Consider the following 21,417-nt stretch of genomic DNA (forward strand, 5'->3'; position numbering starts at 1 on the left):
GTCAGGAGCCCTTCGCGTCGAGGGCGGCCTGCAGCGACTCCTTGTAGCCCTCGCTGGTGACCGTGGCGCCGGACACCGTGTCGATGTCGGCGCTCTGCGCCTGGAGCGTCTCCTCGATCAGCCGCGGCACGGCGGCCTCGGTCTGCGGGTGGTCCGGCTGCCGCAGCATCCGTACGGAGCTGATCGTGTCGCCCTCGAAGGCGACCTCGACCTGCACCGGGCCCTTCTCGGTCTCGACGGTGGGACCCGCGACCAGCCGGGCGGAGCCGCCCGCCGCGGTGGAGGGCGTCGGGGCGGGGGCGGCGACCTCGGTGGTGCCCGCCGTGCCGTGCGACGGCTCGTAGCGCCACACCGGGATCAGACCCGCGACGCTCAGGACCAGGACGGGTATCGCTCGTTTCACGGTGTCTTCCTCGTCTCCGTCAGCCCGCCAGGCTGAAGCGTTCGAAGTGGATCTGCCGCTTGGGCACGCCCAGCGCGCGCAGGGTGCCGAGCACCGCGGTCATCATCGGGTGCGGCCCGCACAGGAAGACGTCCCGGTCGGCGAGGTCCGGCACGAGGCGGGCCAGCTCGGCCGGAGCGAGCCGGTCGGGGACGGGCGGCCCGGTCACCAGGTGCAGCTCGGCGCCCTTGGCGTGGGCCAGGTCGCGCAGCTCGTCGTAGAGGACGGCGTCGCGGTCGGTGGCCACCCGGTAGACGACCACCGAGTGCCCGTCGAGCTCCTCCAGCAGCGCTCGGATCGGGGTGACGCCCACGCCGCCGGCGATGAGCAGGGCCTCCGGCCGGGTCCGGTGCATCGCGGTGAAGGCGCCGTACGGTCCCTCGGCGAACACCCGCGTGCCGACCTTCAGGTGCCGCAGCGCCGCCGTGCCGTCGCCCGCCGCCTTCGCGGTGAGCCGGAGCGTACGGCCGTCGGGAGCGGCGGACAGGGAGAAGGGGTTGGCCTGCCACCAGCGGTCCCTCGTCAGGAACCGCCACAGGAAGAACTGCCCGGCCCGGGCGGGCAGCCGGTCCAGATCACGGCCGGTGACGTAGATCGAGACCACCTGGTCGTTCTCGGGGACGACCGCGGTGACCCGTAGCCGGTGGCGCCAGTTCCGCCACAGCGGTAGCACCAGCCGGCCGACGGCCAGCGCGGTCAGCGACCCGCCCCACAGCGTGTACCAGTACGCCGTGGCGGCGGACGACGCGGTGAACGTCGTACCGACCGCGACCTGGTGCGTGAAGGCCAGGACCACGGCGACGTACGTGTACAGGTGAACGAAGTGCCACGTCTCGTACGCCATGCGGCGCCGGGCCCGGCGCGCCGACACCGCGCCGACCACGACGAGCAGCGCCAGGGCGACGAGCGCGCGGAGCACGCCCTCGGTGGTCCCGGCGAGGTCCACGAGCTGGTTCACCGGATCCATCGACGCCATCTGCGCGTAGCCGAGCGTGAGGAACACGGCGTGGCCCAGCAGCGTCCACAGCAGACCGAAGCCGACCCAGCGGTGCCAGGAGGTGAGCCGGTCCATGCCGATGCGGCGGTCGAGCCAGGGCAGCCGGGCCACCAGCAGCAGCTGGAAAGCCATCAGCAGGGCACCGTACAGGCCGGTGAGCCGGCCCAGCAGGACCAGGGCGTTGGAGCCGAAGCCGGCCTGCACGAAGAAGACGCCCACGACGACGGCGTTCGCGGCCAGCACGGCGTACAGGCCGGTGCGGGCCACCACGCTCGGGCGGCGCACCGCCGTGCGGGCCGCGGGGTGCGATGGGACAGCTGCCACAGCCGGCTACTCCCTCGATCGGGTCCTGGGAGTCCGAGCTTGGCCGCCGGCAGCTGTCGATCACCTGTCGGTCGACTCTCAAGTTTTTATCGATGCGGCAAGGGGGCGGCGGACGCCTCTGGCGCCGCGGCCCGCGTGCCGCACTATGGGCGGGTGGAAAAAGTACGACTCCTCGTCGTGGACGACGACCCGCCCATCGCCGACCTCGTGGCGACGGTCGCCCGCTACGAGGGCTGGGAAGCCGTCACCGCGAACTCCGGTGAGGAGGCGCTGCGCCGCGCCGCCGAGTTCCGCCCGGACATCGTGGTGCTGGACCTGATGCTGCCCGATTTCGACGGTTTCGGTGTGCTGGACCGGCTGCGGCGCTCCGGGACGATGGTCCCGGTGGTGTTCCTCACCGCCCGCGACGGCGTCGCCGACCGGGTGGCCGGGCTGACCCGGGGCGGGGACGACTACCTGGTCAAGCCGTTCGCGGTGGAGGAGCTGATGGCCCGGCTGCGGACCGTGCTGCGGCGCAGCGCCGGGCCCGGGTTCCAGCGCTCGGTGCTGCGGGTGGCGGACCTGTCGATGGACGAGGACACCCGCGAGGTGCGCCGCGGCGCCACGCTGCTCACCCTCACCCCGACCGAGTACGAGGTGCTGCGCTACCTGATGCGCAAGTCGCCGACCGTGCTGACCAAGGCGCAGATCCTCGACCACGTCTGGGAGTACGGCTTCGGGGGCCGCTCCAACGTCGTCGAGCTGGTCGTCAGCCGCCTGCGCCGCAAGCTCGACGAGGCCGCCGTCGAGGGCGCTGAGGGCGGGGCACCGCTGATCCACACCGTGCGCGGCTTCGGGTACGTGATCCGTCAGGCCGCCGAGTGATCCGCCGGCTGCGCTCGACGTACCGGCGCCTCAGGCTCGGCACCCGGCTGGCCCTCGGCCTCGGGGCGCTGTCACTGGTGGTGTTCGCGGTCGTCGGCACGGCCCTGACCACGTACATGCGGGACTACCTCTCCGCCCAGCTCAACGACCAGCTCAAGCTCGCCCAGCTCGCCCAGTCCAAGAGCATCGCCCAGCACGGCTCGCTCCAGGGCAAGCGGTACTACCGCTGGTACTACGCGGTGTACGACGTGTCGGGCGGCACCCCCGTGCTCCGCAGGCCCGAGAACGCCGGCGACCTGCCGGAGGACGTCGACGACTTCACCGCACTGGCCCGGGCCCAGACCGTCTCGCACACCGAACTCGTCCGCACCGAGCACCTCAGGGGCGAGGGCACCTACCGGCTGCGCGCCTGCGAGGTCGAACCAGGGGTGGTGCTGGTGAGCGCCGCGCCCATGGAGGACATCGACGACACCGTCCGGCAGCTGATCACCATCCAGGCCGTCACCTTCGGGCTCGCGCTGCTGGCGCTGGTGGTGTTCGGCCGGAAGATGCTGCGGCGCGGCCTGAAACCCCTCAACGACATGGCGCACACCGCGCACGGCATCGCCTCGCACGACCTGACCGAGTCGGCGGCCCGGCTCCCGCTGCGCGCCGACGGCCCGGGCGGCGGCCCGGAGGTCGAGGAGCTCCGTACGGCGTTCAACACGATGCTGGAGCACATCGACGACTCCCTCGCCGTGCGCGCGGAGGCCGAGCAGCGGCTGCGCCGCTTCGTCGCGGACGCCTCGCACGAGCTGCGCACACCGCTGATGTCGGTCCGGGGGTATGCGGACCTGTTCCAGTACGCGGCGGCCAACGCCCCCGAGGAGCGGGACAAGCACCTGGCCCGGCTGCGGGCGGAGGCCGCCCGGATGGGCGTCCTCCTGGACGACCTGCTGCTGCTCGCCCGGCTGGACGCGGCGGAGGTGGAGGCGCCGCTGCGGCCGGCGGACGTGGACCTCGCGGACCTGGTCCAGCAGGCCGCCGACGCCTTCCGCGCGACCCACCCGGACCGCCCGCTGACCGTGCGCGCCGGAGGCAGGCCGCTCCAACTCCGCCTCGACCCGCAGCGCGTCCGGCAGGTCCTGGACAACCTCCTCACCAACGCCGCCGTGCACACCCCGCCCGGCACGGAGGTCTGCGTCGAGGTCGCCGTCTCCTCCCGTACGGCCCTGGTCCGGGTGACGGACGCGGGCCCCGGCATTCCGCCCGAGGACCGGGAGCGGGTCTTCGACCGCTTCTACCGCGTCGACAAGGCCCGCAGCCGCGACCGCGGCGGCAGCGGACTGGGCCTGGCGGTCGCCCGCTCCCTGGTCCGGGCGCACGGCGGCACGATCGACCTGATGAGCGAACCGGGCAGGACCGTCTTCACGATGACCCTCCCCCTCACCGGCGCGCCCGAGCCGTCTCGCACGGACCGGTGACATTCGGGGCGGGGGACGCGGATGCCCTGCGACAGGCGGGAGTTCGGCGGCGGGGCTGCCGGAGGCGTGAGGGGCCCCGTCTAGACTCGATCGCCGACAGCCCGTACGACCCTGGCACGAGCCCCGCCCACGTCCAGAGTTCCGCCCACGAAGGGTTACCGGCGTTTTGATACGGATGGATTCAGTCACCAAACGCTATCCGGACGGCACCGTGGCGGTCGACCGGCTCTCCCTGGAGATACCCGACCGCGCGATCACCGTTCTCGTCGGACCGTCGGGGTGCGGCAAGACGACCACCCTGCGGATGATCAACAGGATGGTCGAGCCGAGCGCGGGAACGATCCTCCTGGACGGTGAGGACATCCAGCGGCAGCCCGTCACCACGCTGCGCCGCTCCATGGGATACGTCATCCAGAACGCCGGGCTCTTCCAGCACCGCACGATCGTCGACAACATCGCCACCGTGCCCCGCATGCTCGGCTGGGGCAGACAGCGCGCCCGGGCGCGGGCGGTGGAGCTGATGGAGCGCGTGGGCCTCGACGCCGGGCTCGCCAAGCGGTATCCGTACCAGCTCTCCGGCGGGCAACAGCAGCGCGTCGGCGTGGCGCGGGCGCTGGCCGCGGACCCGCCGGTGCTGCTGATGGACGAGCCGTTCTCGGCCGTCGACCCCGTGGTCCGCAAGGGACTCCAGGACGAACTGCTGCGCCTGCAGGACGAGTTGGGCAAGACCATCGTCTTCGTCACGCACGACATCGACGAGGCCGTCAAGATCGGCACCAAGGTCGCCGTGCTGCGGGCCGGCGGCCGGCTCGCCCAGTTCGCACCGCCCGCCGAACTGCTCTCCGACCCGGCGGACGCCTTCGTCGAGGACTTCCTCGGCGCGGACCGCGGTATCCGGCGGCTGTCGCTCTTCTCCTCCCGGAGCCTGGAGCTGACCACCGATCCGGTGATCCCGCTCGACGCCACCGCCGAGCAGATCGGCGCCCCGGACACGCCCCATCTCCTGGTGACCGACGCGGAGGGCAGACCGCTGGGCTGGAGCGAGCGCCGGGAGCTGACCGCCGGAGACATCAGGCCCGGTCGACTCCTGCCGTACGGGCGGCCGTTCGTGCCCGGTACGGACTCGCTGCGCGCGGCCCTGGACTGCGCCGTCCTCTCGCCCACCGGCTGGGCCGTCGCCGTGGACGCCGACGGAAGGGTGACCGGCGTCGTGTCGCAGCAGGCCATCGGCGCCGCGATCCGCGCCGCGCACGCCGAGCGCCGCGCCGAGGCCGAGGTCGAGGTCGCCCCGTGAACGGCTTCTTCGACATCCCGAGCGACCTCCAGCACAGCTACCTGGGCCTGATCGGACTGCACCTGCGGGAGGCCCTGCTGCCGGTGGCGGCCGGGCTGCTGCTGGCGCTGCCGATCGCCCAGCTGTGCGTGCGCTTCCGCTGGCTGTACCCGCCCGTGCTGGGCGTCACGACCGTGCTGTACGCCATCCCCTCGCTGGCCTTCTTCGTCGTCCTCATCGACTACACCGGCCAGACCGAGCTGACCGTCATGATCCCGCTGGCCGTCTACAGCCTGGTGGTGCTCGTGCCCGCGATCGTTGACGGCGTACGGTCGGTGCCGCAGGAGACCCTGGCCGCCGCCACCGCCATGGGCTTCGGGCCCGTACGGCGTTACCTCCAGGTGCAGTTGCCGATCGCGGTGCCCGCCGTCATCGCGGGGCTGCGCGTGGCCACGGTGTCGAGCATCTCCCTGGTCAGCATCGGCACGCTGATCGGCAACCAGGGCGCGCTCGGCAACCTGCTGCACGACGCCACCATCTACAACCGGCCCGAGCTCGCGTGGAACTCCGTGATCACCACGGCCGTCCTGGCGATCCTCGCCGACGCCCTGCTGGTCCTCCTGCGCGTCGTGCTGACCCCCTGGATGCCGAGCGGCGCGCGGCAGCGGCCGAGGACCGCGGGCCGGCCCGAACCGGAGGACGCGGCCCGGTGAACGTACTCACCTTCGTCCACTCCTTCTTCGGCGACGGCGCCCACTGGCAGGGCTACGACGGCATCCCCGCCCGCCTGGGGGAACACGTCCGCTACTCGTTGCTGGCGCTCGCCCTCGCCGCCGCGATCGGGCTGCCGGTCGGCCTGGTCACCGGGCACCACGGGCGTGGCGGGACCGTGCTGTCCCTGGCCGCCACCGCGGGCCGCGCGCTGCCCAGTTTCGGCCTGCTGGTGCTCATGACGATGCTGCTGGGCTTCGGCATGGTGCCCGTCATGATCCCGCTGGTCGTGCTCGCCGTGCCGCCGATCCTCGTCACCACGTACGAGGCCGTGCGCGCCGTCGACCCCGCGCCGGTGGACGCCGCCCGCGGCATGGGCATGCACGAGCGGCGGATCCTCTTCCAGGTCGAACTGCCCGTCGCCCTGCCGCTGATCCTCAGCGGGCTGCGCTCGGCGGCCATCCAGATCGTGTCCACGGCCACCATCGCCGCGTACGTCAGCCTCGGCGGCCTCGGCCGGTACATCGTCGACGGCCTGTACCAGCGGGACTACGAGAAGGTCGTCGGCGGGGCCGCCCTGGTCGCCGTCCTGGCGCTGGCCACGCTCGCGGTGTTCTGGGCGGTGGGACGGATCGCGGTGTCGCCCGGTGTGCGGCAGAGGTGACGCGCTCACCCGAGGGCGGGCGGCAGCTGACGGCCACGACGGCGTGACAGCACGTCAGCCGGACAACCGAAGGCGCTGACACGCCAATTGGTGACCAGGCTGCTCTTGACTGATCGAGAAGCGGCTGGCTTGGATCGGTGGGTGACTACTTCAGCCAAGAGCAGCAGCAGGTCCAGGACGAGGCACCCCGGCGTGGCCACCGTCGCGCTCGCCACCGCGGCGGCGCTGCTCGCGGGCTGTTCCTCCGGCGACACCACCGACCCGCTCAAGGAGGGCAAGGGCGACGGCGACACCGTCGTCGTCGGCTCCAACAACTTCGCCGAGAGCATCCTGCTCGCCGACATCTACGGCGAGGCCCTCAAGGCCAAGGGCATCAAGGTCACCTACAAGCCCAACATCGGCAGCCGGGAGACCACCTACGGCCTGATCAAGAACGGGTCCGTCACCGTGCTGCCGGAGTACAACGGCTCCCTGCTGGCCTACCTCGACCCCAAGGCCAAGCCGGCCACGGTCGAGGAGACCACCGCCGCGATCAACGCCGAACTCGACGCCGAGCTGGAGCTGTTGAAGCCGGCGTCCGCGCAGAACAAGGACTCCGTGACCGTCAACGCGGCCACCGCCCGCACGTACGGCCTCGACGCGGAGTCCGGCATCGGGGACCTCAAGGGCATCGCCAAGGACCTGGTCTTCGGCGGCTCACCGGAGTTCCAGACCCGGCACCAGGGCCTGGTGGGACTGAAGTCCGTGTACGGCGTCGAGTTCAAGTCCTTCAAGGCGCTCGACGCCGGCGGCCCGCTCACCCAGACGGCGCTGAAGAAGAACACCGTGCAGGTCGCGGACATCTTCACCACGGACCCGACCATCGCCAAGGAGAGGTTCGTCGTCCTGAAGGACCCGAAGAACCTCTTCGGCTTCCAGAACGTGCAGCCGCTGGTCCGCAAGGGCGAGCTGCCGAAGGAGGGCGCCGCCGCCCTCGACGCGGTCTCCGCCAAGCTCGACACGGCCACACTGATGGACCTGGACGCCCAGGTGCAGCTGGAGAAGAAGGACCCGCTGGACGTGGCGAGGAACTGGCTGAAGTCGGCCGGCCTGGACTGAACCGCCCCCCGGCACCTCACCGCGGCGGCCACGGCGCTGTGGCCGGGGGGCGACCGCCGGTCGCCCCTCAGGCCGCCGCAGCGATCAACTGGTCGATGAGGGCGATCAGTACGTCCCGGCACGACTCGCGCTCCCGCGCGTCGCACAGCAGCACCGGCACGCCCTCCGGCAGCGCCAGGGCCTCCCGTATGTCGTCGGGCGGGTACGGGTGCTCCCCGTGGAAGCCGTTGACGCCGACGACGAAGGGTATGCCCCGGCGTTCGAAGAAGTCGATCGCGGCGAAGCTGGACTCCGGGCGGCGCACGTCGACCAGGACGACGGCGCCCAGCGCGCCGACGGCCAGGTCGTTCCACATGAACCAGAACCGCTGCTGCCCCGGCGTGCCGAACAGGTACAGCACGAGTTCGTCGCTGATGGTGATCCGGCCGAAGTCCAGGGCCACGGTCGTGGCCCGCTTCTGCTCGATGCCGTCCAGGTCGTCGACGCCCAGGCTCGCCATGGTCAGCGGTTCCTCGGTGCGCAGCGGCGCGATCTCGCTGACCGAACCGACCATGGTGGTCTTGCCGACGCCGAAACCGCCGGCGATGAGGATCTTGACCGTGTCGGGTGCCGTGGGCGCTTCGGCGGCGGTGTCAGAGCCGGCCAAGGCCGTCCCTCACTTTCTGCAGCAGGTCCAGGTCCGGGGTGGTACGGGAGACGGGGCGCGGTGGGCGCGCGGTGATCCGGCCCGCCTCCAGCAGGTCGCAGAGCAGGATGACGACCACGCTCACCGGCAGGTCGAGGCGGGCGGCGAGCTCCGCCACGGCCATCGGCCGGGTGCACAGCCGCAGGATCCGGTGGTGCTCGGGCTGCGGCCGGGCGGCCGAGACGGGCGGCGGATCCACCGTGCTCACGGTCGTGATGAGCGTGAAGTCGGCCCGGCTGGGCCGGGTCCGGCCACCGGTCAGGGTGAAAGGTCGTACGAGCCGTCCCGGCGTGTCGCCTCCGCTCACCTCACGCGCCGGGGCCGGCGGTGCCGCGCGGCGCCGCGCTGAGGTGCTCACCGATCTTCTTCACCAGCATGTTCATCTGGTACGCGACCACACCGACGTCCGCGCCCGGGCCGGTCAGCACCACGAGATGGGCGCCCGGTCCCGCCGAGGTGAGGATCAGATAGCTGTTGGCCATCTCGATGAGCGCCTGGCGCACCGGGCCGCCCCGGAAGTCCATGCTCACGCCCTTGCTCAGGCTCATCAGGCCGGAGGCGGTCGCCGCGAGCCGCTCCGCGTCGTCGCGCAGGAACCCGGTGGACTTGCTGACGACCAGTCCGTCCTCGGAGAGCACCACGGCGTGGTTCACGTCGGCGACCCGCTCCACGAGTCCGGTCAGCAGCTGGTCCAGCTGGGTGTGGGTGGCGGGGATGGGGCGTGTCATGGCGGTGTTCCTTCGTCAGCGGTCGGCGGGGGGAGTCGAGGGGACGACGGGGGAGGCGGCCTGCTCCGCCCCGGCCGCCTCCCCGGGGTCGTACGGCGGCTCGGCGTCGCCGTCGCGCGCCTGGAGCGTGCCGCGCTGGAAGCCGGCGAGGGAGGAGGCGGCGCGCTCCGCGGTGAAGTCGTCGAGGCCGCCGTCCTCCGGAGCGGGCGGGGCCTCCTCGCGCAGCTCGGCGACGAGGCTGGTCTGCGGTACGCGGCGGGGCAGCGGGGCCAGGCCGTCACGCCGGGCGACGGGCGCGGCGGCCGTACGGACGGCGGTGCGGGTCCGGGACTCCCGCGCGGGCCCGGCCGTCCTGGGCACCTCGGCGGCCTCGGCGTGCTCCGGCTCCGGCGCGGTCCTCGTGCCCTGCGGGTCCGGCACGCCGCTCGCCTCCGGTGCGTCGGGCGCGTCGGCGTCGCCCGGGACCTCCCGCACCACGATGTCGTGCGGGATCAGCACGATCGCCGTGGTGCCGCCGTACGGCGAGGGGCGCAGGGTGACGGCGATGCCGTGCCGGTGGGCGAGCTGGGAGATGACGAACATGCCGAGCCGCAGGTCGTCGGCGAGCGCGACCACGTCGAACTTCTGAGGCGTCGCCAACTGCGCGTTGAGGGAAGCGTAGTCCTCCTCCGACATGCCGAGGCCCCGGTCCTCGACCTCGACGGCCAGGCCCTTGGCGACGAGGGCGGCCCGCACCCCGACGGGGCTCGGCGCGGGCGAGTACGCGGTCGCGTTGTCGATGAGCTCGGCCAGCAGGTGGATGACGTCGGCCACCGCCGGCGGGGCGAGGTACACCTCCTCCTCGGTGTGCACCTCCACCCGCTGGTACTCGGCGACCTCGCCGACGGCGCTGCGCAGGATGTCGATCAGCGCGACCGGCCGGCTCCAGCTGCGGCCGGGCCGCTCGCCGCTGACGATGACGAGGTTCTCCTCGTACCGCCGCAACTGGCTGGCCGTGGAGTCCAGTTCGTACAGGCTCTGCAGGACGTCGGGGTCGGTGTGCCGGCGCTCCAGCGCGTCGAGCTTGCTGAGCTGGAGGTTGACCAAGTTCTGGCTCTGCCGGGCGATGCCCAGGATGATCTTCTGGAAACCGCGCCGGGTGTCGGCGAGTTCCACCGCGGTGAGCACGGCCGTGCGCTGCGCGGTGTTGAACGCCTGGGCGACCTGGCCGAGTTCGTCGTGGCCGTAGTCCAGGGGCGTGGTCGCCGACTCCGCGTCGACCTTCTCGCCCCGCTCCAGCCGGGCCACCACGTCGGGCAGCCGCTCCTCGGCCAGGCTGAGCGTGGCCATGCGCAGACCGCGCAGCCGCCGCGACAGCGAGCGGGTGATCCGCCAGGACATGCCGACGCACAGCAGCAGGGCGACCAGTCCGCCGGCACTGAGGGAGGCGGCAGTGACCAGCAGGCTGCGGGCCTTGTCGGCGCTGCGGTCGAGCAGGCCCGAGGTCTGCCCCAGGATCAGCTCGGTGTACTGGTCGGAGACCTTGTCCAGGGCGGCGTTCCACCGCTTCTGCGCGTCCGGCAGGATGATCCGCCCGCCCCGCTCCGTGGCCCGCGCCGCCAGCACCTGGTCCTCGATCTTCTGCAGGGTCTGCCACTCCGGGCTCTGCAGGATCCGCTCGGTCTGCGTCTTCACACTGCCGTTCAGGGAGGGCAGCACCTGGTCCTGCACCAGCCAGCGGCGGGTGTTGACCAGTTCCGTGAACTCGGTCCAGGCCTTCTCGTCGACGTGCCCGGACGGCCAGGCCAGGGTCAGCCGCGCGTCCTCCTGCGAGACCAGCTCCGCCGCGTGCTCGAGCGCGACCAGCGGGCCGGCCTGCGAGGTGAGGTCGCCGTCGTCGACCTGCGACAGCTCCTGGAAGGCATGGATCTGGTCGTCGATGATCGAGGTGTACTGGTCGAGCGCCTGCTCGGGCGTGATGTCGGTGGGCTTGTCCACCTGGTCCCGGTAGTACTCCAGGCTGCCCACCGAGCCGAGGACCGAGTACAGCCGGTCCGAGACGCGGGACGGGGCCTCCTCGATGGCGTCCGCCTGCCCGACCAGTTTCGCGACCGCCGCGTCCGTCCTCGCACGCTGCTCGTCGAGGGCGGCCCGGGAGCCGTGCGGCGAGGCCAGCCACGCCGCCGACAGGCTGCGCTCCCGCTGCAGGGCGAGGGTCGCGTCGGTGCCCATGGCGCCCGTCGACCGGCTCAGCTCCGTCTGGGCACGCAGCCGCAGGCCCTCCGAGAATATCTGGATCGTGGTCACGCTCCACATCGCGGCGAGGGTGACGCTGGGAACCAGGGCCAGGAGGACCAGCGAGAGGCGTATGGAGCCGAGACGGCGCCGGGCACGTGTCCGTGGAGACATCGTCGTCCTAGGGCGATCAGCGGAGCGGAGGATACGGGTACAGGGGGTCGGCGGACAGGGGGATCGGGGACAGGGGAGATACGGGGGCGAGGGTACGAGGGGGGACGGTCGGGGAACGGACGGATGCGGGGTGGCCGCGTGTCCGGAACGGCACAAGGGATGCGCAGGATGCTATCCGTACCTAGTGAACGTATGGGCCGTACGTGACCGAATCTTTGGCGACACCCTCACGGAATGTGTCCGGTCAGCGGGTTCCGGAGGCGGCGAACCGGGCGACGGCGGCGACGTTCCCCTTGGTGACGAACGCCGGTCCGGTGAGCACCGGGGCGACCCCGCCGCCGCTGATGTTGCCGTTGGTCCGGTACAGCCACAGCGCGTCCACCGCGAGATAGCCCTGGAGATAGGGCTGCTGGTCCACCGCGAACTGCACGTCGCCGCCGCGCACGGCCTTCACCAGGTCCTTGTTGAGGTCGAAGGTGGCCACCTGCGCCTTGCTGCCCGCCTCGTGCACGGACTCGACCGCGGCGAGGGCGAACTGGGCGCCCAGGGTGACGACTTCGTCGATGGTCGGGTCCTGCCGCAGCCGGGCGGTGATGGCGCCGGTCACCGCCTTCATGTCCGTGCCCTCGACGTAAAGGTTGTCGGTCGTGCCGTCGAAGGTCTTCTTCACGCCGGCGCAGCGGGCCTCCAAGGCCACGTTGCCCCGCTCGTGGACGACGCACAGGGCGTGCTTGGCCTTGAGCGCGTCGAGCTTGTCGCCGACGGCCTGCCCGGCGACGCTCTCGTCCTGGCCGAAGTACTCCAGCAGCCCGGCCGGCTGCCACGCGTCGATGCCCGAGTTGAGGCCGACCACGGGGATGCCGGCCCGCCGCGCCTCGGCGACCGGGCCCTTCATCGCCTGCGGCTTGGCCAGCGTCACCGCGATGCCGTCGACCTTGTCGCGCACCGCGTCCCGCACCAACTCGGCCTGCGCCGCTGCATCGGAGTCGCTCGCGAACGTCAGGTCGATGTCGTCCTTGGCGGCGGCCGCCTCGGCACCCTTCCTCACCAGGTCCCAGAAGGCGTCGCCCTTGCCGCCGTGCGCGACCAGGGCGACCCTGAGACGCCCGCCGTCGGCCCGGGCGGCCGGTTCCGCGCCGGACCCCTTGCCGTCCGCGCCGAAGGAGGAGCAGCCGGACAGCAGCAGGCAGAGCACGGCGGCCAGAACCGCCGTGCGGGGGAGTCTCGGGGAGTGGGGAGGCGGGGGAGGGGTCTTCATGAGGATGCGGCACCTCGCTGTGCGGCCGAGCAAGAGCATGGGGAGAGCACAGGCGGAGCCGCTTGACGTGCAGCGACCGGGTGACTCTCGCTGGCCGGAGCCAACCGTGTGAGGACACCGGTCGTCAAGTGAGCCGCCACCGCACGTGAGGTGATGCTGCCGCATTGTGATGATCTGTACGACCGGTCGAACGCCGGTGGGCCGGCCGCTCCGGTCGCGGCACGCGCCACCACTCCGCGTGCCGCATGTCCCGGGCGCTGACCAGCACGAATACGGACCGACCGCGCGGTCTGCACTGCCTGTGCGGGCTTTGTGGAGGCCCTGTACCCAGTGGCTGCCCGGTGGCGCGGCGGCCGTGCGGAGGTCAGTTCAGACCCACCGGCAGGGACCGGTGGCCGTGGGAGACGAAGGACTCCACCGGCTCCAATTCACCCGATGGCGCGGCCAGTTCGAGCGCCGGGAACCGATCGAACAGGGCCCGGGGAGCGCCACGCGTGCCTTCAGCCTGCCCAGCGGCGCGCCCAGGCGGTGGTGGATGCCGCGGCCTGAGGGCGGGTGGCCCTTGTCGCGGCGGGTGACGTCGAAGGCGTCGGCGTCCGGGCCGAGGTGGCCGGGGTCGCGTCCGGCGGCGGTGTACGCGGCGAGGCCGGGTTCCACGAGCCGCATGCGGCCGGTTGTCCCCGTGCGGGCACCTTGTTCCAGGGCCCCGCGCGGCCCGCTCCTCCCGTGTTCGTCGCGCGCCCGGTGCCCCGCTGTTCAGTCGCTCGGTGAGGCCGCCCCCGCGGCCCGGGCCTCCTTCGCGCGCTGTCGGCGGCTGCGGCGCGGCGCCTGGTCCGGGAGCCAGCCGAAGGCCAGGCAACTGCCGGCACAGCCCAGCAGGAGGCCGACGAAGAAGCCGCCGAGGTTCGAGGTGAGCCAGGTGCCCAGCGAGAGCAGGACGCCGGTGAGCGAGTAGAACAGGCGCTGGGCGGGGTTGAAGAGGATGAGCAGACCGAGCAGCAGCATCAGGCCGGGCAGGAGGTAACCCGCCAGCCCCTGCATGCCGACGTGCAGGATCACCTTCAGGGACGCCTTCTGCGTGAGCAGGATCTCCGCCCCGCCCAGGGTGAGCAGCAGCCCGCCCCAGAACGGACGCCGGGCCCGCCAGTCACGGAAGGCCCGGCGCGCACCGGCCGGCATCAGCACCCCGAGTCGCTGAAGCGGAGCTTCAGGCCCGGCAGCTTGAACACCCCTGCGGTGGTGGCGTAGTTGGTCTGCCGCAGATTGGCGATGTGCACGGTGTCGGACTGCTGGCTGAACACGCCCTTGGGGCCGCGGCCCAGCGGCCCGGCCTTGTTCAGCGTGCTGGCGTCGTTGCCGATCTCGATGTTGGTGAAGGCCGCGTTGCCGGACAACTCGGTGGAGTCGGTGGTCAGATCGCTCGCGGTCACCTTGTCCGCCCCACCGCCCGCGGTGATGACGAGGTTCGTACCCCCGAGGTCCACGCTCTGACACAGCTTGGTGAGCGTCGCGTTCTTGATCACGGACGTGACGACCAGGACCTGACCGCCGGTGTCGCCCTCGTTGGGGCTGCCCTCCGCCATCTGGTCGAGACCGCCGAACTGCGCGAATCCGGTGCCTTTCAGCTCCGTCGCGGTCACCGTGAACGGCATGCCGGAGATCGCGAACTGCACGCCCAGCGCGCCCTGGGCGGTGAGGATCGCCAACCCCGCGGCGACCGCGGCGGCCGGCACCGCCATGACCGCGGTCCGGCGCAGCCGGACCCGGCCGCGTCTGTCCGGGCCTGCCGGGGCGTCGGACGGGGAATCGCTTTCCGGGTTCTCGGGGGTGGGGTCGGCGGACGACGAGAGGTCCGAGGACGAGGCCATGTCTGCTCCCAGCGCATAGTCAATGCGGATCGGGCTCCAGTGGCACGTGTCCTGGCGCGGACGACGGCGGCACGCGGACGGCTCCTCGCAACTCCCGGTTTCTGCAAGGGCTTTCTCGTGACGCCGTGGTGGCCGACGAGGAAGTTACCGGTGGTTACACCCAGGGGTCAAGGGAAGTGTGAACGAAGGGTGGCGATTGTGTGCCGCCTTGAGTGGTGGCCGTGGCGCACGGCGGCGAAGTTCGTCACTGCATGCCAACTCGCTGAAGCAGCCTTGACGTTGACGACCGCACGGGTCTACAACTCTCCCAGTTTCAACGGATCCGTGGCGCCGGATCCTCCCGCGGCACCGGCCGCGTTCTCCCGGACCCGCCCGTTGCGCACGGGCACCTCGCTGTCCGCGTCCCCCTCCACGGCTCCGGCACGGTCGCTCCCCCTGGGGACACCTGCCCCAGCCACCCCCCACCCGGCCGGAGACGCCGTACCGCCTCCGGCCGGACACCGGCCTGCCGTTGCCGATCCGTCACGTACGGAGAAGGTGTCACGGGCCGGCGACGGCGGACGCCGACGCGCGCCCCCGTTCCCCCGGCCCCGTTCCCTGGAAACCCGCACTTCCCTTCGCCGGACCCCGCACCCCCAGTTCCGGAGAAACCACCCCGGAGAAAGCACTCCAGAGAAACCCCGCACCCCCCACTCCCGAGAAGAGGTACACCCGCATGCGTACACGCACCCTCCTCACCCTCACCGCCGCCGTCGCCGCCCTCACCCTCCCGGCGGCCGTGCCCGCCTCCGCCGCCGCCACCCCGGTCCTCACCACCGGTGGCGCCGGCGGTACGCCCGTCGCGGCCGGGGAGGCCCTCACCGCGTCGCTGGCGAGCGGCACCAGTGCCACCTTCTACTCGAGCGCCACCGGCACCAGCGGCATCTCCTGCACCTCGTCGCAGTTCAGCGCCACCGTCACCGACAACCCCGCCGCGCCCGGCACCGCCACCGAGTCGCTGAACGCGCACACCTTCGACGCCGCCGGCTGCACCACCAACGTCACCGGCGTGCTCGGCGTCAGCAGCATCACGGTCGACAACCTGCCGTACACCGCCGCCGTGTCCTCCGAGGGCACCATCACCGTCGCCCCGGCCGAGGGCTCCACCATCCAGTCCACGGTCAAGCTGCGCACCCTGCTGGGCACCATCACCTGCGTCTACCGGGCGACCGGTCTGACCGGAACGACCGACAACACCGACAGCGGCATCTCCTTCACCAACCAGCAGTTCACGAAGGCGTCCGGCTCGTCGCTCTGCTTCGCCAACGCCTACTTCACCGCCAAGTACGCGCCGGTGACGGACGCCTCGGGCGCGCCCGTCTTCATCAACTGACGTACTGCCGGGTTGAGTTCAGCGCCGCCGCAGACGTAGGGCCAGGGCGGCGCCGCCGGTGAGCACCAGCACGGCGGCGCCGCCCGCCAGCAGCGGCGTGGGCTCCGTGCCCCTGTCCCTGTCCCTCTCCCTGTCCCTCTCCCTCTCCCTCTCCCTCTTCTCTCCCTTCCCCTTCCTCTGCGCCTGCCCCTGATCCTGCGCCCGCCGCTGCTCCCCCTCCTCGTTCTGTCGCTCCGGGAACACCACGTCCGAGCACGAGTAGTACGTGTCCGGTGTGCTGCTGTTCTGCCAGACCGTGAACAGCACATGCCGTCCGGCGCGGTCCTCCGGCAACGTCGCGCTGACGCGGTACGCGCCGTGGGTCAGGGCCGGGTCACGGACCTCGGCGAAGGGTTTGTCCGGCAGGTCGGACCAGGTCAGCGGTTCGGCCGGGTCGTAGCCGGGTTTCGTCAGGTACAGCCGGAACGTGCCGGTGTGCGGGATCGTCGAGACGTACCTCATCGTCAGGGTGCCGCCGGGCGTCAGACGGGTCGACGGCCAGTCGGTGCGGGCCAGATCGAGGCCCCGGTAGTCCGGCAGGCCGCCACTGCACAGCTTCCCGTCGGGGATCACCTGCCGGTCCCTGCCGCCGACGCCCGCGACCCGCAGGTTGTCCCACGCCGTGAACGGGGCGCCGTTCGCGGCGACGGCCGCGCGGCACGCCGAACCGGCGCGGTCGCCGCCCTCCGGCGAGCAGGCCACCACCCTGCTCACCGGATCCGTCGGCGCGCCGTGCGCCCGTGCCGGTCCCGCCGCCCACAGCGGCAGCAGGAACGGGGTGACCAGGGAGGCCGCCAGGGCGGTGCGGTGGGCTCTCCTGCCGTGCATCCGTCAGCGTCTCCTCGGCCGGTGCGGAACGGTCTGCCTGCCGTACTGGTACGGGCCACCCGTCCGGCGCGTTCACTGCGCGACGAGCCGGGCAAAGCGGCCCGTTCCCGGCCAACTCCCTTGTACCGAGGGTGGGTTTCCAGCCGGATCGAGGGTTTCCCCTGTACCCCTATGACCTTCGCTTTGCCTATCGTTCGAGCACTGCTGACCCACAGGTAACCCCGAACGGGTCGCTTCCCCGCCTGGCCGGCCATCGCTGTCGCTTTTCGGTTCCACCCCCCTCCGCTTCGAGGACGAAGCGCACCGACCGCCACTCCGCGCTGCCCGGAGTACGGCACGAAAGGCAAGCCCTTGCGTACCTCCCCCTCCCCGAGACGGAAGCTGATATCCGTCGCCGCGGTCTCCGCCGCCCTCCTGACCGCCGCCACCGCACAGGTCGCCGTGGCCCAGGAGCCCGCCACCCAGGAAGCCGCCGTCCCCACCGCCCGGACCGAGGCCGCCCCCGGTACCCCCGCCGAGCGGCTCATCGTCGGCTACAAGTCCGGTGCCGCCGAGGCCAAGTCGAACAAGGCCGCCGCCGCCGACGCCGAGACGAAGGCCAAGGAGACCGGCGAGGACGTCGACTTCCAGCGCCGCCTCGGCACCGGTGCCGCCCTCGTCGACCTCGGCGAGAACCCCACCACGGCGGACGTCGCGGACGTCGTCGCCGAGTACCAGGCCGACCCGCAGGTCGCCTATGTGGTGCCGGACCGCCTCAACAGGCCGATGGCCACCCCGAACGACACCGAGTACGGCAAGCAGTGGGACCTGTTCGAGTCCACCGCGGGCATGAACGTGCCGGGCGCCTGGGACGTCACCACCGGCAGCGGTGTCACCGTCGCCGTCATCGACACCGGCTACGTCACCCACTCCGATCTCGCCGCGAACGTCGTGGCCGGTTACGACTTCATCTCCGACACCGCGGTCTCCGTCGACGGCGACGGCCGCGACAGCAACCCGGCCGACCCGGGCGACTGGTCGCTCGCCGGCGAGTGCTACTCGGGCAGCCCGGCCGGCAACTCCTCCTGGCACGGCACCCACGTGGCCGGCACCATCGCCGCCACCACCAACAACGGCAAGGGCGTCGCCGGCATCGCGTACGGCGCGAAGATCTCCCCGCTGCGCGTCCTCGGCAAGTGCGGCGGCTACGACTCCGACATCATCGACGCCATCACCTGGGCGTCCGGCGGCACGGTCTCCGGCGTCCCCGCCAACGCCAACGTCGCCAAGGTCATCAACATGAGCCTCGGCGGAGGCGGCGCCTGCTCCACCGCGACGCAAAGCGCCATCAACGCCGCCGTCAACCGCGGCACCACGGTCGTCGTCGCGGCCGGCAACGAGAACCAGAACGCCGCCAACTCCTCCCCGGCGAACTGCAACAACGTCATCACCGTCGCCGCCACCAACCGTGCGGGCAGCCGCGCCTACTACTCCAACTACGGCACGATCGTCGACATCTCCGCGCCCGGCGGCGAGACCCGGACCACCACCGCCAACGGCATCCTGTCCACGCTGAACTCCGGCACCCGGACCCCGTCCAGCGAGAGCTACGCCTACTACCAGGGCACCAGCATGGCCACCCCGCACATCGCGGGCCTGGCCGCGCTGATGAAGTCGGCGAACTCGGCCCTGACCCCGGCGCAGATCGAGTCGGCCATCAAGTCCAACGCCCGTGCCCTGCCGGGCACCTGCTCCGGCGGCTGCGGCGCGGGCCTGGCGGACGCCGCCAAGACCGTCCAGGCCGTCAAGGGCGGTACGTCCACGGGGACCACGTTCTCCAACACCACCGCCGTCTCCATCCCGGACAACGGCTCGGCGATCGAGTCCCCGATCACCGTCAGCGGGCGCAGCGGCAACGCCCCTTCCACCCTCCAGGTCGGGGTGGACATCACCCACACCTACCGCGGTGACCTGGTCATCGACCTGATCGCACCCGACGGTACGGCGTACCGCCTGAAGTCCGCCAACTCCTCGGACTCCGCGGACAACGTGATCGCCACGTACACGGTGAACGCCTCCAGCGAGGTGGCCAACGGCACCTGGAAGCTGCGGGTGCAGGACACGGCGGCGGCGGACACCGGCAGGCTCAACAGCTGGAAGCTGACGTTCTGATCGGAGCCTGAACGGGGGCTGCCACAAGCGGGCGGGCCGGCCGGTGCGGATGGGGCACCGGCCGGCCCGTCGTGTTTTTGCCCACACAACCCCCACAGTTGCATACCGAACGTGCCGTTTTCTTTCGACGGTTCCGCTTGTTTCGCCGGAGGCGCACCTGCACTTCCGGCACACTGGTGTGATGAACGCCGTCGTACGGTGAGTTATCGTGTACGCGGGGTAAAAACAAACGGCATGACCCGTTCCTTTCCGTTACAGGATAGTCCAGTCGATGGCGAGGCAGTTACGCGCCGAACAGACCCGCGCGACGATCATCACGGCCGCAGCTGACCTGTTCGACCGTCACGGCTACGAATCGACCAGTCTCAGCGACATCGTCGAGCACGCCCATGTCACCAAGGGTGCCCTGTACTTCCACTTCGCGGCGAAGGAAGACCTGGCCCAGGCCATCCTGGAGATTCAGTCCGAGACGTGCCGCCGGCTGGCCCGGGAGACCGACAGCCGCGGCCACTCGTCCCTGGAAGCGCTGATGCGCCTGACGTTCGGCGTCACGCGGCTGTCCGTCGAGGACCCGGTCCTGCGGGCCGGTCTTCGGCTCGCGACGGGCGGGATCCGGGCACGTCCGCCGATGCAGCACCCCTTCGCGGAGTTGATGGACATCGTCACGGCCCGACTCGTGGGCGCGGTCAAGGAGTCCGACCTCCACCCGGACATCGACGTCGACTCCGTCGCCCACTCCCTCGTCTGCTTCTTCGTCGGCACCCGTGTCGTGGGCCGCTCGCGCGAACCCGTCGCACGCCAGCCCCGCAGAACCGCCGAGATGTGGCAGATACTGATCCGCGGGCTGGTACCGGTCACCCGCCGGGCGCGTTACCTGAGCCTCGCGGCGCGTCTGGAGCGGGAGATAGCGCCGGTCTGAGGAATGACGCGCGACGAGACGTCAGAGTCGGTCGGCCGGGACACGTCTGACGGGCAGGGCGGTGCGGCCGGGCGGTGACGGCAGGCCGTGCGGGGAGGCGACCCCGACCGGGCCGTCCGCCGCCGCGCGCTACCGTGAGCCGCATGCCCGACACCCCCACCGCTCCCGTGCTCCTCGGCCATGAGCCGGGCTCGTTCCCCCACGGCGTCCTGGCCGAACGGCACCCCGCGATCATCCGCCAGGTGCGCGAGGCCTTCCCCTACGGACCCGAGCAGCACCGCGCGCTCGACGCGCTGCTGGAGAGCTGCGCCAAGGGCGCCATCGAACCGCTCCCCGCCGACGCGCACGACCGGGACCGCTGGGACACATGGGGGATGCGCGAGTACGCCGGCCGGTCCTGGTTCGACGTGCCCTGGCTGTGGTCCGAGAGCTACTTCTACCGTCGGCTCCTCGACGCTGTCGGCTACTTCACGCCCGGCCCCTGGCAGGGCATCGACCCGTTCCGGCCCTTCAAAACGGCCGAACTCGACGCTACCGAGACCCAAGAGGAACTCGCCGCGCTCGACGACCTCGCCGACCGCCCCGCCGACGCCCAGGCACGGGCCCTGCTGCACGGCTCCCTGTGGGGCAACCGCGCCGACCTCGGCTTCCGGCTGTCCGCCGAAGGCGCCGGAACCGCTGCCGCCGCCCCCGGACTGGTCGCCGACGACAGCGACACCCTGTGGTCGCTGCTCGACACCGCCGGCACGGGCACGCTGTACCTCGTCGCCGACAACGCGGGCCGGGAACTCGTCCCCGACCTGCTGCTCGTCGCGCACCTCCTGACCCACGGGCACATCGGCCGGGCCGTCCTGCACGTCAAGCCGTACCCGTACTACGTCTCCGATGCCACCACCGCCGACGTGGTCGACGCGCTGCGGCGGCTGACCGGCGCCGGGGGAGCCGCCGCCGGGCACGGGCACCTGCTGTGGTCCGCCCTGGCCGACGGCCGCCTCACCGTCCGTGCTCACCCCTTCTCCTGCGCCCCGCTGCCGTACGAGGACATGCCCGGCGACCTGCGCGCGGAGTTCGCCTCGGCCACCGTCACCGTCCTCAAGGGCGACCTCAACTACCGTCGCCTGGTGGGCGACCGGCTCTGGCCACCGACCACGCCGTTCGCGGACGTCACCGCCCACTTCCCCGGCCCGGTCGCCGCCCTGCGCACCCTGAAGTCCGACGTCGTCACCGGCCTCGACTCGGCCACCGAGGCCGCACTGGTGGCGCGGGAGGAACGCAGATGGCGTACGAGCGGCACACACGCGCTGATCCAGGTCCGGGTGTGAGCCCTTGCCGGAGACCGCGGTCG

Annotated in this window: 20 protein-coding genes and 1 pseudogene; 10 read left to right on the forward strand and 11 right to left on the reverse strand. The window is 71.7% G+C overall.

Annotated features, from left to right (window positions below):
• Window position 1: 1 nt before the first annotated feature.
• Together ACFPZJ_RS13915 and ACFPZJ_RS13920 are read right to left on the reverse strand one after the other, a co-directional pair.
• Window positions 2-403 (reverse strand): FMN-binding protein, encoded by a 402-nt coding sequence (locus ACFPZJ_RS13915; protein WP_381021047.1) that lies wholly within the window; start codon window positions 401-403, stop codon window positions 2-4.
• Window positions 404-422: 19 nt separating this feature from the next.
• Window positions 423-1,763 (reverse strand): ferredoxin reductase family protein, encoded by a 1,341-nt coding sequence (locus ACFPZJ_RS13920; RefSeq protein ID WP_381021049.1) that lies wholly within the window; start codon window positions 1,761-1,763, stop codon window positions 423-425.
• A gap of 153 nt (window positions 1,764-1,916) precedes the next feature.
• Between ACFPZJ_RS13920 and ACFPZJ_RS13925 the strand changes: the two genes are divergently transcribed.
• The 6 genes from ACFPZJ_RS13925 (at window position 1,917) to ACFPZJ_RS13950 (ending at window position 7,836) form a co-directional block, all read left to right on the forward strand.
• Window positions 1,917-2,627, forward strand: coding sequence for a response regulator transcription factor (locus tag ACFPZJ_RS13925; RefSeq protein WP_381021050.1), 711 nt, complete (start codon window positions 1,917-1,919; stop codon window positions 2,625-2,627).
• Window positions 2,624-4,090: a sensor histidine kinase gene (locus ACFPZJ_RS13930; protein ID WP_381021052.1), complete on the forward strand. Its 1,467-nt coding sequence runs from the start codon at window positions 2,624-2,626 to the stop codon at window positions 4,088-4,090. Before ACFPZJ_RS13925 ends, ACFPZJ_RS13930 begins: the two co-directional genes overlap by 4 nt.
• Window positions 4,091-4,256: 166 nt before the next feature.
• On the forward strand, window positions 4,257-5,384 hold the full coding sequence (locus tag ACFPZJ_RS13935) for an ABC transporter ATP-binding protein (RefSeq protein ID WP_381021054.1): 1,128 nt from the start codon (window positions 4,257-4,259) through the stop codon (window positions 5,382-5,384).
• On the forward strand, window positions 5,381-6,076 hold the full coding sequence (locus ACFPZJ_RS13940; protein WP_381021055.1) for an ABC transporter permease: 696 nt from the start codon (window positions 5,381-5,383) through the stop codon (window positions 6,074-6,076). Before ACFPZJ_RS13935 ends, ACFPZJ_RS13940 begins: the two co-directional genes overlap by 4 nt.
• Entirely contained in the window at window positions 6,073-6,738 is a 666-nt protein-coding gene (locus ACFPZJ_RS13945; RefSeq protein WP_381021056.1) for an ABC transporter permease, read from the forward strand. The genes ACFPZJ_RS13940 and ACFPZJ_RS13945 overlap by 4 nt, the downstream gene beginning before the upstream one ends.
• 141 nt (window positions 6,739-6,879) lie before the next feature.
• Window positions 6,880-7,836 (forward strand): ABC transporter substrate-binding protein, encoded by a 957-nt coding sequence (locus ACFPZJ_RS13950; RefSeq protein WP_381021058.1) that lies wholly within the window; start codon window positions 6,880-6,882, stop codon window positions 7,834-7,836.
• Window positions 7,837-7,903: 67 nt separating this feature from the next.
• Here ACFPZJ_RS13950 and ACFPZJ_RS13955 read toward each other — a convergent pair whose 3' ends face one another.
• The 8 genes and pseudogenes from ACFPZJ_RS13955 to ACFPZJ_RS13990 all read right to left on the reverse strand — a co-directional run bounded on the left by ACFPZJ_RS13955 (window position 7,904) and on the right by ACFPZJ_RS13990 (window position 14,763).
• Window positions 7,904-8,482 (reverse strand): GTP-binding protein, encoded by a 579-nt coding sequence (locus tag ACFPZJ_RS13955; RefSeq protein WP_381021059.1) that lies wholly within the window; start codon window positions 8,480-8,482, stop codon window positions 7,904-7,906.
• Window positions 8,469-8,828 (reverse strand): DUF742 domain-containing protein, encoded by a 360-nt coding sequence (locus ACFPZJ_RS13960; protein ID WP_381021061.1) that lies wholly within the window; start codon window positions 8,826-8,828, stop codon window positions 8,469-8,471. Before ACFPZJ_RS13960 ends, ACFPZJ_RS13955 begins: the two co-directional genes overlap by 14 nt.
• A 1-nt stretch (window position 8,829) precedes the next feature.
• On the reverse strand, window positions 8,830-9,249 hold the full coding sequence (locus tag ACFPZJ_RS13965; RefSeq protein ID WP_381021062.1) for a roadblock/LC7 domain-containing protein: 420 nt from the start codon (window positions 9,247-9,249) through the stop codon (window positions 8,830-8,832).
• A 15-nt stretch (window positions 9,250-9,264) separates the two neighbouring features.
• On the reverse strand, window positions 9,265-11,637 hold the full coding sequence (locus ACFPZJ_RS13970) for a sensor histidine kinase (RefSeq protein WP_381021063.1): 2,373 nt from the start codon (window positions 11,635-11,637) through the stop codon (window positions 9,265-9,267).
• Window positions 11,638-11,881: 244 nt separating this feature from the next.
• Window positions 11,882-12,895: a substrate-binding domain-containing protein gene (locus ACFPZJ_RS13975; RefSeq protein ID WP_381021065.1), complete on the reverse strand. Its 1,014-nt coding sequence runs from the start codon at window positions 12,893-12,895 to the stop codon at window positions 11,882-11,884.
• A 364-nt stretch (window positions 12,896-13,259) separates the two neighbouring features.
• Window positions 13,260-13,540, reverse strand: a pseudogene (locus ACFPZJ_RS13980) (cytochrome P450); the annotation flags it as partial.
• Window positions 13,541-13,651: 111 nt separating this feature from the next.
• Complete coding sequence (locus ACFPZJ_RS13985; protein WP_381021067.1) at window positions 13,652-14,074, reverse strand: DUF6114 domain-containing protein; 423 nt, start codon at window positions 14,072-14,074, stop codon at window positions 13,652-13,654.
• Window positions 14,074-14,763: a DUF6230 family protein gene (locus ACFPZJ_RS13990; protein ID WP_381021069.1), complete on the reverse strand. Its 690-nt coding sequence runs from the start codon at window positions 14,761-14,763 to the stop codon at window positions 14,074-14,076. The genes ACFPZJ_RS13985 and ACFPZJ_RS13990 overlap by 1 nt, the downstream gene beginning before the upstream one ends.
• 715 nt (window positions 14,764-15,478) lie before the next feature.
• On the opposite strand from ACFPZJ_RS13990, the gene ACFPZJ_RS13995 reads away from it, so the two are divergent.
• Window positions 15,479-16,135: a Tat pathway signal sequence domain protein gene (locus ACFPZJ_RS13995; protein ID WP_381021071.1), complete on the forward strand. Its 657-nt coding sequence runs from the start codon at window positions 15,479-15,481 to the stop codon at window positions 16,133-16,135.
• Window positions 16,136-16,153: 18 nt separating this feature from the next.
• Here ACFPZJ_RS13995 and ACFPZJ_RS14000 read toward each other — a convergent pair whose 3' ends face one another.
• Window positions 16,154-17,002, reverse strand: a complete 849-nt coding sequence (locus tag ACFPZJ_RS14000) for a lytic polysaccharide monooxygenase auxiliary activity family 9 protein (protein WP_381021073.1) — start codon at window positions 17,000-17,002, stop codon at window positions 16,154-16,156.
• 351 nt (window positions 17,003-17,353) lie between these two features.
• Here ACFPZJ_RS14000 and ACFPZJ_RS14005 point away from each other — a divergent pair, with 351 nt between their 5' ends.
• From ACFPZJ_RS14005 to ACFPZJ_RS14015, 3 genes are all read left to right on the forward strand, one after another.
• Window positions 17,354-19,153: a S8 family peptidase gene (locus ACFPZJ_RS14005; RefSeq protein WP_381021074.1), complete on the forward strand. Its 1,800-nt coding sequence runs from the start codon at window positions 17,354-17,356 to the stop codon at window positions 19,151-19,153.
• A gap of 271 nt (window positions 19,154-19,424) precedes the next feature.
• Window positions 19,425-20,072 carry a ScbR family autoregulator-binding transcription factor gene (locus ACFPZJ_RS14010; RefSeq protein ID WP_381021076.1) on the forward strand — a complete coding sequence of 216 codons (648 nt, stop codon included), beginning with the start codon at window positions 19,425-19,427 and terminating at the stop codon, window positions 20,070-20,072.
• 143 nt (window positions 20,073-20,215) lie between these two features.
• Complete coding sequence (locus ACFPZJ_RS14015) at window positions 20,216-21,394, forward strand: damage-control phosphatase ARMT1 family protein (RefSeq protein WP_381021077.1); 1,179 nt, start codon at window positions 20,216-20,218, stop codon at window positions 21,392-21,394.
• The last annotated feature ends 23 nt before the right edge of the window (window positions 21,395-21,417 follow it).

The organism is Streptomyces bullii (genome assembly GCF_042657145.1).
In the GTDB taxonomy this organism is placed as follows: domain Bacteria; phylum Actinomycetota; class Actinomycetes; order Streptomycetales; family Streptomycetaceae; genus Streptomyces; species Streptomyces bullii.